Origin of the sequence: Glaciihabitans sp. GrIS 2.15 (genome assembly GCF_035984695.1) — a bacterium.
Taxonomy (GTDB): domain Bacteria; phylum Actinomycetota; class Actinomycetes; order Actinomycetales; family Microbacteriaceae; genus Lacisediminihabitans.
Window position 1 is genome coordinate 109573 of sequence record NZ_JAXCHU010000001.1, and the last position, 14545, is coordinate 124117.

Below are 14545 nucleotides of genomic sequence, written 5' to 3' on the forward strand. Positions count from 1 at the left end.
GTGGAACCGCTCGATGTCCCTCCAGGCAGCTACCCGCTCCCCTCGCGCTTGTGTCGCGTGCGATAGGTGCCTGCGATACAGAATCAACGATTGAAGGCATTACCGCATGATTTTCCAAGTCGGAGAGACTGTCGTCTACCCCCATCACGGCGCTGCAACAATCACCGCGGTAAAGACGCGAACAATTAAGGGTGAGCCGAAGGAATACATCACCCTGAACGTGCACGCGACCGACCTGACGATCGAATTACCGATCGAAAACGTCGAGCTCATCGGAGTGCGTGACGTAATCGACAGCGCCGGAGTCGAAGCGGTCTTCGACGTGCTGCGCAGCGACATGGTCGAGGAACCAGGCAACTGGTCCCGCCGATTCAAGGCCAATACCGAAAAAATGGGTAGTGGCAGCGTCTATCGCGTCAGCGAGGTCGTGCGCGACCTGTGGCGCCGCGACCAGGACCACGGCGTGTCGGCTGGCGAGAAGCGGATGCTGCTCAAGGCCCGACAGATCTTGATTTCCGAGCTCGCACTCGCCCAGAATTCCACTGACGAAGAAGCCTCAGCGGTACTCGACGAAGTGCTGGCGACCGTCTCGGTCTAGCTTCGGGCCCCGTTTGGTGAGCGCCCCGTCTGGTCAACGCACTGGTGGGCGCTACCATCCACTCGTTCCTGCTTCACCCTTGAACGGTCCGACAACTTTCGAGGTAATCCAGCCACCGTAGAAGTCGCCGTCCTGCGGTGTCACGATCTCGCCGGCGACCTCGCAGGAGTCCATCGCCGAGGGGTACACTGCGACGCGGTCCGCCAACAACTCGTACCCGGGGCTCGGGTTCGGGTAGTACCAGCCCGCAGACTCGGCTTGGGCTGAGCCGGCGAGCACCGTCAGGTACTTCGCGGCACCCTTGAACTCGCAGAAGCTGGAGCCGGGGGCCGGTACGAGCGAACCCCCCGGGAACGCGGAGCGGGGCAGATAGTAGACCGGCGGATGGCTCGTCTCGAGCACCCGCACGGCATCCGTCGTGTCGACGATCGTCTCGCCTCCGAATCGGATGCGAATGCGGTCGGTAGTTGCTTCGACGCGGGGCGGGCGGGGGTAGTCCCAGACGGATTCCTGGCCGGGGGCGGGAACGACGGGGCGAACGGGAGGACGCATAGTGAAATCCTGCTCTTCGAATCTGGACTGATCCCGAGTGTGTCGTGCTCGAAGCTCAAACGCTCTGCCCTCAAACGCTCTGCCCCCTCACGATCTACCCTAAAACTGCAGCACAGACCGAAGGGATGCCGACATGAATGACTCCGTTATGACCATTATTTGGATCGTGTCTTTCGTGCTCGTGGCGGTCACCGTGACGGGTCTCTCGCGTCGCGTTGGCTGGTCCGCACCCATCGCGCTGGTGGCTGTTGGTGCGCTCGTCTCCTTCGTCCCTGGGCTGCCACGGATCGAAGTGCGACCGGAGCTCGTGCTCTACGGGCTGTTGCCTCCGCTGCTGTTCGCCGCGGCGATCCGCACCTCCCTGGTTGATGTGCGAGCCCGACGCGACAGCATTCTCGCCCTCTCGGTAGGGCTCGTGCTGTTCACGGTCGTGGTCGTCGGATTCTTCACCTGGCTGATCGTGCCGGCGATCACGCTCGCCACCGGATTCGCGTTCGCCGCGGTCGTCGCCCCGACGGATGCCGTGGCGGTGACCTCGATCTCCGGTCGCCTCAATCTGCCCCGTCGGCTCGTCACGATTCTCGAGGGGGAGAGCCTTTTTAACGATGCCGCAGCACTTGTGGCACTGTCAGCGGCAATTACGGCGATCGTCGGCACCTTCAATCCGTGGGCGGTCGCCGGGGATTTCGTGCTCGCGGTGGTGGTCGGCGTTGGCTTCGGCCTCGCAGCGGGATACGGCCTCTCCGCGATCCGGAAGCAATTGAAGGCGCCGGTGCTCGATACCAGCCTGTCGCTGGTGACACCATTCGTCGCCTTTATTCCTACGCAGTTGCTCCACGGCTCTGGGGTGCTCGCCGTCGTGATCGCCGGCCTCATCGTCGGGGTCAACGCGCCCGTCGTGCAGTCGGCGCAGGCGCGCATTGCAGACTCGGTGAACTGGCGCACCATTCGCTTCCTCCTCGAGAACTCCGTCTTCCTGTTCATCGGACTTAATCTGAAGGGCATCCTTGGCGGGGTCGCAAACTCGGGCTTCAGCGTCGTCGAGACGATCCTCATCTCAGTGGGCATGCTGCTTTTCCTCGTGGCGGCGCGGTTCGCCTGGATCGTCTCCGTTCGTACTTTTTACCGCTTCGGACCGAAACATTTCCGCGGGCGCGACATGAGCTGGAACACCACCGTGGCAATCGGATTCTCCGGGATGCGTGGTGTGGTGACACTCGCGGCGGTGTTCCTCCTCCCCGACGGAACCCCTCAGAAACCATTCCTGCAATTCCTCGCCTTCGCGGTTGTGATCGGCACCCTGCTTCAGGGATTAGCCCTGCCCCTGATCATCCGGCGGTTGAAGTTGCCGCCACCGAACACCGACCAGGAACTCGTCGAGGCACAGATGTTGATGGCGGAGGCTCGGGCGGCCGGTGTCGTGCAGCTGGATTCCGAGAGAAAGGAATCGGATGACGCGGCAGTCATTGATCGTCTCCGCAACGACGCAGCCCGGCTCGGGGAACCGTTGCTCAGCCCCGGTACCGACGGCGTGGAACCGGCCCAGGCCGTCTTCGGGCGCCTGAGACTTGCGATGATCGATGCCGAGCGTGCAGCGGTGCTGGTCGCCCGCAGGGAGGGCCGCTACCAGGAGCCGGCGGTGCGTGCCATCCTCGCCTCGATCGATGCCGAGGAAGTGGCGGTGCGGGCGATCCGGCACAACAACAGGAATGACAGCTGAACTCAGGAACGGCCGACCAGACAGCTCGTCAGCGGCAGGGCGGTGTCCAACGGGTCTGCCCTCGTGTTGGCCCGTACTCTAATCGCCGACGAGAATCCGTGCCAGCGCCGCGGAGATCTCTGATCGCGCCGCGGCGCTCGAGATCGTCGCCACGCCGTCGCCCGGCTGCACTCCATAGTCGCCGAAGCGGGCGTGGTTACTCCCCGGGATCTCGACGAAGGTGGCGGATGATGGCAGCATGTGCTTCGCCGCATCGATCTTGGCTGGCGCGCTCAGGCCGTCACGCTCTCCGCCGATACTGAGCACGGTCAGCTCGGTATGCGAAAGGTCGTTGGCGCAATAACTGCCGAAGAGCACGAGGCCCGCGACATCCGGTTCCGCGGTCGAAGCGGCCAGCATGCAGGCGCGCACGCCGCCGAGCGAGTGGCCCCCGACGAACCAGCGGGTCACCTCGGGAGCATCGGCGGTGAAGGTGGAGAGCGGTCTCTGGTCGAGGAGGGCGAGATTGAGGGTCGGCTTGGTGATCACGACGGTCACCCCCTTCTCCACGATGCCGGAGAGTTTGTAGAGATAGGCATAGGGATCGACCTTTGCGCCCGGTATGAAGACGAGACCCGTGCCCGTGGCTCCGGAGCGTGGGGTGAGAACTATCGAGTGATTTGTTGAAGTGATGGCGACCCGGTGGTCACGCCAGGCCAAGAGTGCCGGCCCGCGTTCACCCTGCATGACGATATTCGCCCAGGTGACCAGAGCGACGATCGCGAGCACCAACAGTACGACGATCACAATGAGCACCCGGACGGCGCGTCGGCCGATCCGGGAGATGACGCGAGGGCCTGTGGAAGCAGCCCGGGTCACGGAAGGCGGCGCTTCGATTCGATCGGCACGGGGGCAGGAAGGATGCGCTTAGCTTCGGCCGGTGACTTTCCGGAGGCGATTGCGGAGAGCCGGCGAAGAGCGGTCTCCGAATCGGAGCCCGCTTGCGCATGGAGGATCACGAGGAACTGCCCAAAAGAGGCTTCGCCGGGGGAGCCGATGGCCAGGCGCTCTGTCTCGAGCTCGAGCGCCCCCACCTGCGGATGCGTCAGGCGGGTGATCGTGTCGCCCTCTGTCGGGAGTTCGGCGGCACCCCACAGCGCGCGGAACTCGCCGCTGCGCACGGAGAGTTCGCCCACCAGCTGGGCGAGGGCCGGGTCGTCGATGTCCGGGCCGATGAGGGTGCGCAGACGCGCGACCGTGGCGACGAGCATCTCGTCCCACCGGGTGTAGAGCTCGCGTGCGGCCGGATCGAGAAACACGGAGCGCATGAGATTGGTTCCGGGTGCGAGGAGCGGGGAGAGCGCGCGGGCGAGGGGATTGGCGGCGAGCACTTCGGTGAGCCGTCCCTCAATCCAGGCGGCCTGGTTCGGCCAGGTGTCGATCAGGCCGACGAGCCCCTCGGGTGCTTCGCCGTGTGATGCCTCGGCGCTCGTGGATTCGCGGTTCGCAAGGGGTGTCGGCCGAGCGAGATTGCGCAGGGCTGCAGCGGCATCGTCGTCCAGTTTGAGCGCGCGAGTGAGTGCGTCAAGCACATCATCGGTCGGATTCTGCTCGACCCCCTGCTCCAGCCGCAGGTAGTCTTCCGGCGAGAGGCCGGATACGAGGGCGGCTTCCCCCCGACGCAGGCCCTGGACGCGTCGACGTCCGGTGGCCGGAAGGCCCACATCTTCCGGGGTGAGGAGTTCGCGCCGGGCGCGCAAGAATTCGCCGAACTGGTTGCCTGGTTGCATGTGACCACCATACGCAGAACCGAGGGGCCCCGGCAGCGCCGATCCGCCTCCCGGCAGAGCTCCCATCGACTCGGCCGGTTTACCTTCGACGGACCATTTGATCGGCTTTATGGTGAAACCGCAGACGATCTCATCGTAATAAAGAGGCGAAAAACACTTAATCCGCAGAAATGTGTCGAAAGTCCGACACGATTCGGCACTAGTGTGAGCCGCATAAGTCGTTCGATGACGAGCGATCTCCGCTACCCGGTTGTGCCGTTCCACCGGCGGCCTGCAGGCAAGGAGTGTGCGCATGACCGCAACTGATCCGACCACGAGCGATGTGGACAGTAAGGGGCTGAAGGGCGGTTCACTCGGCCTCATCTCCAGCATCGTCATGGGGGTGGCATCCACCGCTCCGGCCTATAGCCTCGCAGCGAGTCTGGGGTTGATCGTCGCAAGCGGCGGCGCGCTCCTCGCGGGGGTGAAGGCCCCGGGCATCGTGCTGCTCGCCTTCATCCCGATGTATCTCATCGCCGTGGCCTATCAGGAACTCAACCGTGCAGAGCCCGATTGCGGCACCACATTCACCTGGGCGACCCGCGCGTTCGGGCCGGTCACCGGCTGGATGGGTGGCTGGGGAATAATCGTCGCCGACGTCATCGTCATGGCAAACCTGGCCCAGATTGCCGGCTCGTACACTTTCACCCTCCTCGGTCAATTTGGCGTCCCCGGCATGTCCGACCTGTCGAGCAGCACCTTCTGGTCGACAGTGGCCGGCCTCCTCTGGATCGCCCTGATGACCTGGATCTGTTACCGCGGTATCGAGATCTCCGCGCGACTCCAGTACTTCCTGCTCAGTATCGAGGTCATCATCCTCATCGCCTTCGCCGCATTCGCGCTCGTGCGGGTCTACTCCGGTAACGCGGAAAGCTATTCACTGGTGCCGACCCTCGACTGGTTCAATCCATTCACCCTCGACTTCACGAAGGTGATCGCTCCCGCGATGCTCACCGCCATCTTCATTTACTGGGGCTGGGATACCGCCGTCTCGGTCAACGAGGAGACCGCCGATCCGGCCAAGACGCCCGGTCGCGCCGCGATCATCAGCACGCTTCTGCTGCTGGTGACCTACGCCCTCGTCGCGGTCGCGGTCGTCGCCTTCGCTGGTATCGGCACGAAGGGCGTCGGCCTCGGAAATCCCAACAACGCGAGCGACGTCTTCTCCGCTATCGGACCGCAGCTGTTCGGAAACAGCGTGATCGGACACATCCTGCTCCTGCTGCTCGCCGCATCCATCCTTACCTCGGCATCCGCGTCCACGCAGACGACGATCCTGCCGACGGCGCGCACCGCGCTCTCCATGGCTGTCTACAAGGCGATCCCGGCGAAGTTCGCGCGCATCCACCCGAAGTACCTCACGCCGACCTGGTCGACGATCGGCATGGGGATCGTCTCGGCGGCGTTCTACCTGCTATTCACCCTGATCGGGGCCGATACCCTGCTTCGGGCGCTCGTCGGATCCATCGGACTGATGATCGCGTTCTACTACGGACTCACGGGATTCGCCTGCGTCTGGTTCTATCGAAAGACGCTGACCTCGTCGTTTCGCCACTTCATCATGCGAGGCCTCTTCCCGTTCGTGGGCGGAGCCATCCTGCTCCTCGTCTTCGTCTACGGGCTGCAGCAGTTCGCGCTTCCGGAGTGGATCCAGGACAACAAGGGTCACAACGTGACGATCTTCGGTATCGGAGCGACCGCAGTGGTTGGCGTACTCGGGCTGTTGATCGGCGCGGTGCTCATGTTCCTCTGGTTCCTTCGCCAGCCGGAGTTCTTCCAGGGCAAAACGCTTCCGCGTCGCTCCGACGACTTCGTGCTCTCCCCTGGCGAGGGACGCGTTCCCACCTTCGGACTGCCGGACTCCGGACGGATGCCCGAACTCATCGCGCCCGACCTCTCGAATCTTCCACCAGGACAGTCGGTGATGGATGCGGTCACCGGCGAGGAGCTGCCCGGCGCCCCCTCCGCGCCCCCTCTGCCGCCCGCGGAAAAATAGCGCCACAGGTCGCCGAGTGGGCGAAAACGGATCCCAAACCCGAAATTGTGAGCCGAAATTGCCCACTCGGAGGTGTCGTAGGGTCGACTGGTGAAACAAAACCCCGTGGCATCCGCTCTTCTGGCGGCCATCGTTGATGTGGTGCTCGTCGCCACCTTCGTGCTGATCGGCAGGGCGAGCCATAACGAGGGCCCGCTTGGCGCTCTGGTGACCCTCTGGCCCTTCCTCGCAGGGCTCGCGATCGGGTGGATCGGCGCACGGGCGTGGCGCACGCCGTTCTCGCTGCGCTGGACCGGGCTCACGATCTGGGCCGCGACGGTGATCGTCGGAATGCTCTTACGCGGGGTGAGTGGACAGGGGGTTCAACTCGGCTTCGTGATCGTCACGACCGTGGTGCTCGCGATCTTTCTGCTCGGCTGGCGGGGGATCGCGCAGTTCGTGATTCGCCGGAGAGCACGCCGAGCCTGACACGAAATCCGACTTCGGCTACATCACCTGAATGATCGTGAGCAGAGCCCCGGTCGAGTCGGCTAAGCGGCTCACCCCCCGAACGGCGAGTAGGTGACCCGTCGAGCTGGGTGCCGCCGAGTGGATCACCACCGACACTGAATGTCGACATGCGGAAATCTTCCGAGTCGCTCATCACCGTGACGGTCCAGCCGAATGCGTCGCGGTGGAACGTGAGCGCGCGTTCCTAGTCCGTGGCATGCAGCTCATGGGTGAAGAAGACGTGCCCGCCGTTCGCGGTGATAGCGAGGGCCGTTCTTCGAGAAGTTGACGTAGCCGTTGTACTCGGGGCCCGCCTGCTCGTTTGTCCAACCGAAGACACCCGTGTAGAACTCGATCGAGCGGGCGATGTCGGAACTCTGCAGGTCGAGCCAGACAGGGGTGCCGAGCGCGATATCGGTAGGGATAGGCACGAGGGGTCCTCCTCTGTTCGTTCGCCGGTTGGGGTGATTCTGCGGCAGTGCCCTCCAAGGTCGTGCACCCTGCGCCCGAGCGCAATACCACCGACCGTGGCGGCACAGGTGCGACGCCAGTCCAGACGGCGTATTCTCAAGGCAGACAGGGAGCCATCCGGGCTCCCGATCCGAGGGAGCTCATAATGGCCGACAAGTCACCGAAAAAGTCAACCTCGAAGACCGTGGCGTCCAAGTCCCTCAAGGAGAAGCGCGCCGACAAGAAGACCAAAGCAGCGAACAAGCCCAACGGCTGAGTTCGACCGGAGGCCCGGGACATCGCTCGACAACGAGAGCGAGTTCCGGGCCTTCGTCGTTTTGATCGGGCGATCCGTAACCGCCGGATCAGGCCGTCTTCATGATGTCAGCGGTGAAATTCTGTACCCGGGCGAGAAGCCCATCGGCCCGCTTCGCCACGACCTCGGCGGGGTCAGGCTGCATCGGCGACGCGGGGGGAATGATGCGGATTATCATCGAACAGGCGAGGTCGGCGCAGATGTAGGTTCCTACGGTATTGCCGTCACGACCGGACTGCCCGGCCCGCGCCGCCGAAAAGAGCGCAACCTGGTCGGAGGGCTGCGGAGTGCGGCAGAGGGAGCACATCGCCGAGATGCCCGGCCTCATGCTTGCGCCGGACGCCCGAAGAACGATGCCGACCGGGCGGTCATCCACCCAATGCACAAGATAGCCGCGCAGTGGTGCACCGTGGTCACGCCAGCCGAGGTATTCCCGCTCATCCCAGAGCACTTCGTGCAGGCCGGGCAGCGGCATCCGCTGGATCTCACCTTTCGATGCGTTGACTATACTTCGACGGATGTCGGATTCGGTGAGCGGTTTCATGGCCTCCTCGCGGGCACGGAATCGTTGACGCACTGCATAACCATTCCAGCGTAATCGGCTGCGGTGAGGCGTTGACCCAAGGGAACCCTGTTTTGCGAAGGTGTGAGGGACACACGTGCACTACTCGAGGAGAGCGCCAGTGCTTTCCCTATTCATGATAGGAAGACTTCGACATGGCGATAAGCGCCGTGATCACGCCCACACCACCGAACACGGTAATGGTGATCAGGATGGTGTAAAGGATCGCGGTCGTCTGGGCCATGGGAACTCCTGAGTCTGGCAGGGCGAAACCCTGCGGGTTTCACCGTATCGGTGCATCCTGATCGTCACGCTCGCAGCTTTTCCAACAGCGGGCGCGTGGCCCTGGGAGGTGAGCCACGGCGAATAGTGATCGCTCGACGCCTCGAAATCACAGCCAAGCTGTTCCGCCGGCACGGTGTGGTTCACCAGCTGCGTCGGCATGCTCTGTTCGGTCATGAGGGTGTACCCGAAATGCGTCATAGTTTCACTGGCACTCCGCCGGGACGCACAATCAACTCGCATGCAGTTGACTTGCGGAGTGCACCTCGAATCGATCGCCCAGCTCCGCTCCGACCTCCTCAACGCTCGCTTCAGCGTCGACACCCTCACCGGACTGTGGGGAGAGCGGGCGGATGCGGCCCTCCACCGCGGGCAGCGGGTGCCGGCAGTTCGTGCGCTGGCCGGGCCGGCCGCCGAGACCCCGGCAGGCGTACTCGCCCGTCTCTTTGTGCTCGGCATGCCGGTTTCGGCCGAGCAGCTTGCCGCGGCCCTCCCCGCGCTGGGCATCGACGGCGCGATCCAACTCGGGCTCGTCTCGCTGGACCGCGACGGACTCCGCGCAGCGCTCGACCTGCGCCCCTACAGCTTCGTCGATGCCCACGGGGTGGGCAGCTGGTGGATCGCGAGCGACCTCGGTGAGCTCACCGTCGGCGGCGCCCTGCGCGAAGACCACGTGCTGGGCGTTGGCGGTGCCTCGCTCACGCTCAGCGGACTCATGGTCGGCACGCCGGTCGATTCAGCCCTCGACCTCGGTACCGGCTGCGGCATCCAGGCCCTCCATGCCGCCCGTCATGCCACCCGGGTGGTCGCCACCGACATATCGCCCCGCGCTCTCGAGATCGCGGCGCTCAACGCGGAGCTGAACGGCATCCGCAACATCGAATTTCGGCTCGGTAGCCTGTTCGAGCCCGTGGTGGGGGAGCGGTTCGGGCACATCGTGTCGAACCCGCCCTTCGTGATCACGCCCCGGGCCGAGGGCGTTCCGTCCTACGAATACCGGGACGGAGGCATGGTGGGCGACGCCCTGGTCGCGTCGGTGATTGCCGGGTTGGCCGAGCACCTTGAGCCGGGCGGGATCGCGCAGCTGCTCGGCAATTGGGAGTATCGTGACGGTGCCAACGGTGCCAACGGTGCCAACGGTCTCGACCGCGTCCGCGACTGGGTCGCCTCCACCGGCCTCGACGCCTGGGTGGTGGAACGTGAGGTGCAGGACGCCGCGCTTTACTCAGAGACCTGGATCCGCGATGGCGGCACTCGCCCCGGCCCCGAATTCGACCGGCTGTACGGGGCCTGGCTCGACGACTTCGAGCAACGCGGCGTGACGTCGGTGGGATTCGGCTACCTCACGCTGAGGGCGAGTTCCCAGGGCCTCCGACGACTGGAGCGGCTGGATGGCGCTCTCAACGGCACCGCCGGGGGAGGCCTCGGCGTGCACATCGCCGAAACCCTTGCGGCATCGGACTGGCAGTCTGCCCGCACCGACGAGGAGCTAGGACGGGAGCGGCTCGAGCTGGCTCCGGATGTTACGGAGGAGCGGCACTACTGGCCGGGTGCAGCAGACCCAACGGTGATGACCCTGCGGCAGGGCGGTGGATTTGGGCGCTCGGTGCGCCTCAGCACCGGGCTCGCGGCCCTCGTCGGCGCCTGCGATGGGGAACTCAGCGTGCGGGCCATCATCGCCGCTATCGCGCAACTGCTCGAGGTGGATACGGCCGCACTGTCGACGGACCTGTTGCCGAGCATCCGCGAACTCGTGACGACAGGGTTTCTGAGGCCGCTCAGCTGACCCCGGGACAGGTGTTTTCGCGCGAGAAGAAAAGCCTGCGGTGTTTTCTCCGATTCGTCGGGCATGCGAACGAGCTGACTGTGCGCCGTCAGCCCGGCGTTCTCCAACATCTCCGTGATGCGGTCGGGATTCAGCCGGAAGGCGTCGAGGTCCACGTCATGGCCGTACACGTGACTGATATGGCGGGGTTCGTCGCCGGTTTGGAAGGCGAGAAGCAGATACCCGCCCGGGCCCACAGCCGATGTCTGCGACTTTCCGGTTTGCGCTGGCCTGACCCGAACATTCGCGCCAGGCTCTCCAACTGATCTCCCGGCAGAGTCACGATCATGAAACCGCCACTCGCAGCATCAAAAGGCTGGCCGCGGCCGCAGTTGACGTGCCAGTGTTGACAGCGCAGGTCACGCCCAATTGTCCGAGGAGGACTCCATGTTTACCAGCACTGGCGCGTTCAGCGGCTTCTCCGTCGACGACATCGATGGGGCCCGCACCTTCTATGGCGAGACCCTCGGGCTGCCCGTCACGACAAACGAGATGGGATTCCTCGAGCTCCAGCTCGCCAGCGGAGCGATGATCCTCATCTATGGGAAGCCCCATCACACCCCGGCGAGTTTCACCATCCTCAACTTCCCGGTGGACGATGTTGAGTCTGCGGTGGACGACCTCAACGCCCGCGGGGTGACGACCAAGATCTATCCGGACGATGTGATGCCGAGCGTCATTAAAGGCATAATGCGCGGCAACGGACCGGATATCGCGTGGTTCCTCGACCCCGCGGGAAACGTGCTTTCGGTGCTCAGCTCGCGGTAGCCCTCCTGCTGTCGGGCTCTCTGTCGCCTGGATCCTGGACGGGCTCGAAATTCAAATTGTCGCCTCGGCAGGATTCGCCAAAGACCTGCACATGAGCGCCGTGCAGGTTGGCGTGGCCGGCTCGGTCTACCTCGTCGGACAGGTAGTCGTCGCAATGATCTTCGGAACCAACGCGGAGCGTCAGTCCTTGGAGGATGTGGCGGAGCCGCTCTCGAAGGTAGGCGCGACCAACACGAACGAATAGGGAATACCACCGCGGTGGGCAACTGTTGTCCCTCGCATCCGCAACTCTGGAGGAAACATGTCTGAAAAAGTTTGGTTCATCACCGGTACGTCGCGCGGTTTCGGCCGCGAGTGGGCCATTGCGGCTCTTGACCGCGGCGACCGGGTCGCCGCGACGGCGCGCAACACTGACAGCCTGGCCGAGTTGGTGGAGCAGTACGGCGATGCCATCCTGCCGATCTCGCTCGACGTCACCGACAAGGAGGCGGCGACTGCGGCCGTCGCTCAGGCGCACGAGCATTTCGGACGCCTCGACGTTGTGATCAACAATGCCGGATTCGGTCATTTCGGATTCGTCGAAGAAATCACGGAGGACGAGGCCCGTGCCCAGATGGAGACCAACCTCTTTGGCGCGCTCTGGGTCACCCAGGCGGCGCTTCCTTTCCTGAGGGCGCAGCGCAGCGGGCACATTATCCAGGTGTCGTCGATCGGCGGAATCAGCGCCTTCCCGCTGGTCGGCATTTACCACGCCTCGAAGTGGGCACTTGAGGGCTTCTCGCAGTCACTCGCCCAAGAGGTCGCGGGCTTCGGCATCTTCGTGACCCTGGTCGAGCCCGGTGGATTCTCGACCGACTGGAGCGGATCCTCGTCCAAGCGCTCCGAGCCGCTCGCGGACTACGCCGAGTTGCACGAGGCCGTGGATGCTGCGCGCAAGCAGCGTTTCGCGGCCCCGGGCGATCCCGTCGCCACCCGCGGCGCCATCCTCAAAGTCGTCGACGCAGACCGGCCACCACTTCGTATCTTTTTCGGCGAATCGCCGCTCGGTACCGCCAAGGCGGACTATGCGAGCCGAATCGCGGTCTGGGAGGAATGGAACGACGTGTCGATCGAGGCGCAGGGTCCGGCGAAGTAGGCCGCGCCGATCCTTCCTGATCACCCGACCCGCGGCGAAAAGGCAGCACCGCGGCGGATCCGTAGACTGGGCAGACCGCCGTCGATTCCCCAGGAGGACCCTTCGTGAAAATCATCGCTTTTGTCATTTCGCTCGGCCTCTTCCTGCTCGGTATCGTTCTGATGGGGTACGCCTTCGAGCCGGACGCTCCCCACGGCATCCTCTTCTTCAGTGGGATTGCGAGTGTCGCTCTCTCGCTCGCGATTCCGTTCCACGTGCTCAAGCGCGTCGACGGATAGGTCGGTACGCACCATGTCCGACGACTTTGGCGTTGGCGCGCAGGTCTTCGTTCGTGCTGCCACCGCCGGTGAGTCCTCGCTATGGCCGGATGAACCGAGTGGAGTGATCGTGCGCTCCGGTGGATCTGCCCTCGCGGGGGTCTGGGGTCGCGGCGGCGGCGGACGGATGTGGTGGGTGGAATTCGACGAGCCGCAGTCCAACTCCGACGGCGATGGCCCGTTTCCCTCCGCCCAGGTGCACGAGAGGTTCCTCGAACTCGCGCCACCGGTGAGGGACTCGGAATGACCTTTGGCGACTACGGTGAGGATGCCCTCGCCGGGGATTGGCGCGGGGCGAAGCGAAAGACCGTCCGTCAGGTCGCCGCCGAGAGGGATCTCGTGATTGAGTGGGCGGACACCGGCTTCTGCGGCGCCGTGCTGCGCGTCGAAAACAAGCTGGTGCATCTCGAGGACTTCCGCGGCGGGGTGCGCCTCTTCCCGCTCGGCGGGGGATATCTCCTCGAGGGTGAGCCAGTTACGCTTACCGCGCCGGTGGTCGTTTCGAAGGGCAGCGCGCGTACCGCTTCCGGCTCCTTTGCGGTTGCCGACCAGAAGGCGCGGGTCGCCCTGCCGAGTCGTATCTTCGTGGAGGGCCGGCACGACGCGGAATTGGTCGAGAAAGTCTGGGGCGCCGACCTGCGGGTCGAGGGCGTTGTCGTGGAATACCTCGATGGCGTCGACGACCTTGACGCCATCGTGCGCGAGTTCGCTCCGGGTCCCGGCCGCCGGATCGGGGTGCTGGTCGACCACCTCGTTGCCGGCTCCAAAGAGAGTCGCATCGCGGATGCCGTGGCGCGCAGTCCCTTCGGCGCTCACGTGCTCGTGGTGGGGCATCCGTTCGTCGACGTCTGGCAGGCGGTCAAGCCGGCGCGGTTGGGCCTCGAGGTCTGGCCCGAGATCCCTCGCTCGGTCGAGTGGAAGCATGGTATCTGTGCGGCGCTCGGCTGGCCGCACGAGGACCAGGCGGATATTGCCCGAGCCTGGCGGCGCATCCTGGGCCAGGTGCGCACCTATGCCGATCTCGAGCCGGTGGTCCTCGGTCGGGTGGAGCAGCTGATCGACTTTGTGACCGGCTGAGCTCAGTGGGAGAGGCCAGCCACGAGATTGATGGTGGTGGCAAGGATCACCGATCCGAACACGAACGAGAGCAGGGTGTGTCGAAGCACCGTCGATCTGATCGTGTGGTTGGTGATGTTGGTGTCCGATACCTGGTACGTCATGCCGAGGGTGAAGGACACATAGGCGAAGTCGGCGTACCGCGGGGGTGCATCCTGGTTGAAGTCGATGCCCTTGTCGGCCGTGTAGTACTGGCTGGCATAACGCAGCGTGTAGAGCGTGTGAAGTAGGATCCACGACAGCGCCACGCTCACCAGGGCGAGGGTGGCGAGAAGCCCCTTTGCGAGCCCATGCGCCTGCGAGGCCTGCACGAGCACGAAGGCCACCGAGAACAGGCTCGCGACGCTCAGTAGTACCACCAGCAGGTCTGCGGTTGCCCGGGCGGGCTCCTCTACGATCGCTTGTTTCTGTGTCTGAGTCGCGTCGAGTTTGGCGATCCCCAGCCACACTGTCGACGAGTAGAGCAGCGCGGCGAAGCACCACCCGACGGTAGGGGCATAGGTCCATGCGCCGAGGCTGCCGGTGACGAGGGTTGCGATGATGCCGATGACGAGCATCAGGATAAAGCGGATGGTGGTGTGATGGCGGTGCATGAACCGATTAGATCACCC

The 14545-nt window shown here is 64.4% G+C and carries 17 protein-coding genes; 11 read left to right on the forward strand and 6 right to left on the reverse strand.

The genetic code is table 11. The features are described 5' to 3' along the window. Positions 1 to 106: 106 nt before the first annotated feature. The gene (locus RCH11_RS00520; protein ID WP_185201090.1) at positions 107 to 598 is read left to right on the forward strand and encodes a CarD family transcriptional regulator; all 492 of its coding nucleotides are present in this window, start codon (positions 107 to 109) and stop codon (positions 596 to 598) included. Positions 599 to 649: 51 nt separating this feature from the next. On the opposite strand, the gene RCH11_RS00525 is transcribed toward RCH11_RS00520, so the two are convergent. After that, positions 650 to 1150 (reverse strand): DUF427 domain-containing protein, encoded by a 501-nt coding sequence (locus tag RCH11_RS00525; RefSeq protein WP_327055033.1) that lies wholly within the window; start codon positions 1148 to 1150, stop codon positions 650 to 652. Between the two features lie 133 nt (positions 1151 to 1283). On the opposite strand from RCH11_RS00525, the gene RCH11_RS00530 reads away from it, so the two are divergent. Beyond that, positions 1284 to 2870: a cation:proton antiporter gene (locus tag RCH11_RS00530; RefSeq protein WP_327055034.1), complete on the forward strand. Its 1587-nt coding sequence runs from the start codon at positions 1284 to 1286 to the stop codon at positions 2868 to 2870. Positions 2871 to 2948: 78 nt separating this feature from the next. On the opposite strand, the gene RCH11_RS00535 is transcribed toward RCH11_RS00530, so the two are convergent. Together RCH11_RS00535 and RCH11_RS00540 are read right to left on the reverse strand one after the other, a co-directional pair. Continuing rightward, on the reverse strand, positions 2949 to 3728 hold the full coding sequence (locus tag RCH11_RS00535; RefSeq protein ID WP_327055035.1) for an alpha/beta hydrolase: 780 nt from the start codon (positions 3726 to 3728) through the stop codon (positions 2949 to 2951). Next, positions 3725 to 4639 carry a helix-turn-helix transcriptional regulator gene (locus RCH11_RS00540; protein ID WP_327055036.1) on the reverse strand — a complete coding sequence of 305 codons (915 nt, stop codon included), beginning with the start codon at positions 4637 to 4639 and terminating at the stop codon, positions 3725 to 3727. Before RCH11_RS00540 ends, RCH11_RS00535 begins: the two co-directional genes overlap by 4 nt. Positions 4640 to 4931: 292 nt before the next feature. Between RCH11_RS00540 and RCH11_RS00545 the strand changes: the two genes are divergently transcribed. Next, positions 4932 to 6674: an APC family permease gene (locus tag RCH11_RS00545; protein WP_327055037.1), complete on the forward strand. Its 1743-nt coding sequence runs from the start codon at positions 4932 to 4934 to the stop codon at positions 6672 to 6674. A 90-nt stretch (positions 6675 to 6764) separates the two neighbouring features. Next, complete coding sequence (locus RCH11_RS00550; protein WP_327055038.1) at positions 6765 to 7142, forward strand: DUF3054 domain-containing protein; 378 nt, start codon at positions 6765 to 6767, stop codon at positions 7140 to 7142. A 245-nt stretch (positions 7143 to 7387) separates the two neighbouring features. On the opposite strand, the gene RCH11_RS00555 is transcribed toward RCH11_RS00550, so the two are convergent. Together RCH11_RS00555 and RCH11_RS00560 are read right to left on the reverse strand one after the other, a co-directional pair. After that, the gene (locus RCH11_RS00555; RefSeq protein ID WP_327055039.1) at positions 7388 to 7594 is read right to left on the reverse strand and encodes a VOC family protein; all 207 of its coding nucleotides are present in this window, start codon (positions 7592 to 7594) and stop codon (positions 7388 to 7390) included. 384 nt (positions 7595 to 7978) lie between these two features. Beyond that, complete coding sequence (locus tag RCH11_RS00560; protein WP_327055040.1) at positions 7979 to 8473, reverse strand: FBP domain-containing protein; 495 nt, start codon at positions 8471 to 8473, stop codon at positions 7979 to 7981. 559 nt (positions 8474 to 9032) lie between these two features. Between RCH11_RS00560 and RCH11_RS00570 the strand changes: the two genes are divergently transcribed. The 7 genes from RCH11_RS00570 (at position 9033) to RCH11_RS00600 (ending at position 13895) form a co-directional block, all read left to right on the forward strand. Continuing rightward, positions 9033 to 10559: a DUF7059 domain-containing protein gene (locus RCH11_RS00570; RefSeq protein WP_327055041.1), complete on the forward strand. Its 1527-nt coding sequence runs from the start codon at positions 9033 to 9035 to the stop codon at positions 10557 to 10559. Between the two features lie 426 nt (positions 10560 to 10985). Next, entirely contained in the window at positions 10986 to 11366 is a 381-nt protein-coding gene (locus RCH11_RS00575; protein WP_327055042.1) for a VOC family protein, read from the forward strand. A gap of 91 nt (positions 11367 to 11457) precedes the next feature. Next, positions 11458 to 11610, forward strand: coding sequence for a hypothetical protein (locus tag RCH11_RS00580; protein ID WP_327055043.1), 153 nt, complete (start codon positions 11458 to 11460; stop codon positions 11608 to 11610). A gap of 57 nt (positions 11611 to 11667) precedes the next feature. Continuing rightward, the gene (locus RCH11_RS00585) at positions 11668 to 12501 is read left to right on the forward strand and encodes an SDR family oxidoreductase (RefSeq protein ID WP_327055044.1); all 834 of its coding nucleotides are present in this window, start codon (positions 11668 to 11670) and stop codon (positions 12499 to 12501) included. Positions 12502 to 12605: 104 nt separating this feature from the next. Next, positions 12606 to 12779 carry a hypothetical protein gene (locus RCH11_RS00590; RefSeq protein ID WP_327055045.1) on the forward strand — a complete coding sequence of 58 codons (174 nt, stop codon included), beginning with the start codon at positions 12606 to 12608 and terminating at the stop codon, positions 12777 to 12779. 13 nt (positions 12780 to 12792) lie between these two features. Next, positions 12793 to 13065 carry a hypothetical protein gene (locus RCH11_RS00595; protein WP_327055046.1) on the forward strand — a complete coding sequence of 91 codons (273 nt, stop codon included), beginning with the start codon at positions 12793 to 12795 and terminating at the stop codon, positions 13063 to 13065. Continuing rightward, entirely contained in the window at positions 13062 to 13895 is an 834-nt protein-coding gene (locus RCH11_RS00600; protein WP_327055047.1) for a DUF3097 domain-containing protein, read from the forward strand. Before RCH11_RS00595 ends, RCH11_RS00600 begins: the two co-directional genes overlap by 4 nt. 2 nt (positions 13896 to 13897) lie before the next feature. On the opposite strand, the gene RCH11_RS00605 is transcribed toward RCH11_RS00600, so the two are convergent. Then, entirely contained in the window at positions 13898 to 14527 is a 630-nt protein-coding gene (locus RCH11_RS00605; protein ID WP_327055048.1) for a DUF1345 domain-containing protein, read from the reverse strand. Positions 14528 to 14545: the final 18 nt, after the last annotated feature.

Bases quoted from the DNA above. Each gene is read 5' to 3' on its own strand.
- RCH11_RS00585 (WP_327055044.1), top strand. From the start codon at position 11,668: ATGTCTGAAAAAGTTTGGTTCATCACCGGTACGTCGCGCGGTTTCGGC.
- RCH11_RS00520 (WP_185201090.1), top strand. From the start codon at position 107: ATGATTTTCCAAGTCGGAGAGACTGTCGTCTACCCCCATCACGGCGCT.
- RCH11_RS00525 (WP_327055033.1), bottom strand. From the start codon at position 1,150: ATGCGTCCTCCCGTTCGCCCCGTCGTTCCCGCCCCCGGCCAGGAATCC.
- RCH11_RS00600 (WP_327055047.1), top strand. From the start codon at position 13,062: ATGACCTTTGGCGACTACGGTGAGGATGCCCTCGCCGGGGATTGGCGC.
- RCH11_RS00595 (WP_327055046.1), top strand. From the start codon at position 12,793: ATGTCCGACGACTTTGGCGTTGGCGCGCAGGTCTTCGTTCGTGCTGCC.
- RCH11_RS00580 (WP_327055043.1), top strand. From the start codon at position 11,458: ATGAGCGCCGTGCAGGTTGGCGTGGCCGGCTCGGTCTACCTCGTCGGA.
- RCH11_RS00545 (WP_327055037.1), top strand. From the start codon at position 4,932: ATGACCGCAACTGATCCGACCACGAGCGATGTGGACAGTAAGGGGCTG.
- RCH11_RS00605 (WP_327055048.1), bottom strand. From the start codon at position 14,527: ATGCACCGCCATCACACCACCATCCGCTTTATCCTGATGCTCGTCATC.
- RCH11_RS00540 (WP_327055036.1), bottom strand. From the start codon at position 4,639: ATGCAACCAGGCAACCAGTTCGGCGAATTCTTGCGCGCCCGGCGCGAA.
- RCH11_RS00575 (WP_327055042.1), top strand. From the start codon at position 10,986: ATGTTTACCAGCACTGGCGCGTTCAGCGGCTTCTCCGTCGACGACATC.
- RCH11_RS00530 (WP_327055034.1), top strand. From the start codon at position 1,284: ATGAATGACTCCGTTATGACCATTATTTGGATCGTGTCTTTCGTGCTC.
- RCH11_RS00560 (WP_327055040.1), bottom strand. From the start codon at position 8,473: ATGAAACCGCTCACCGAATCCGACATCCGTCGAAGTATAGTCAACGCA.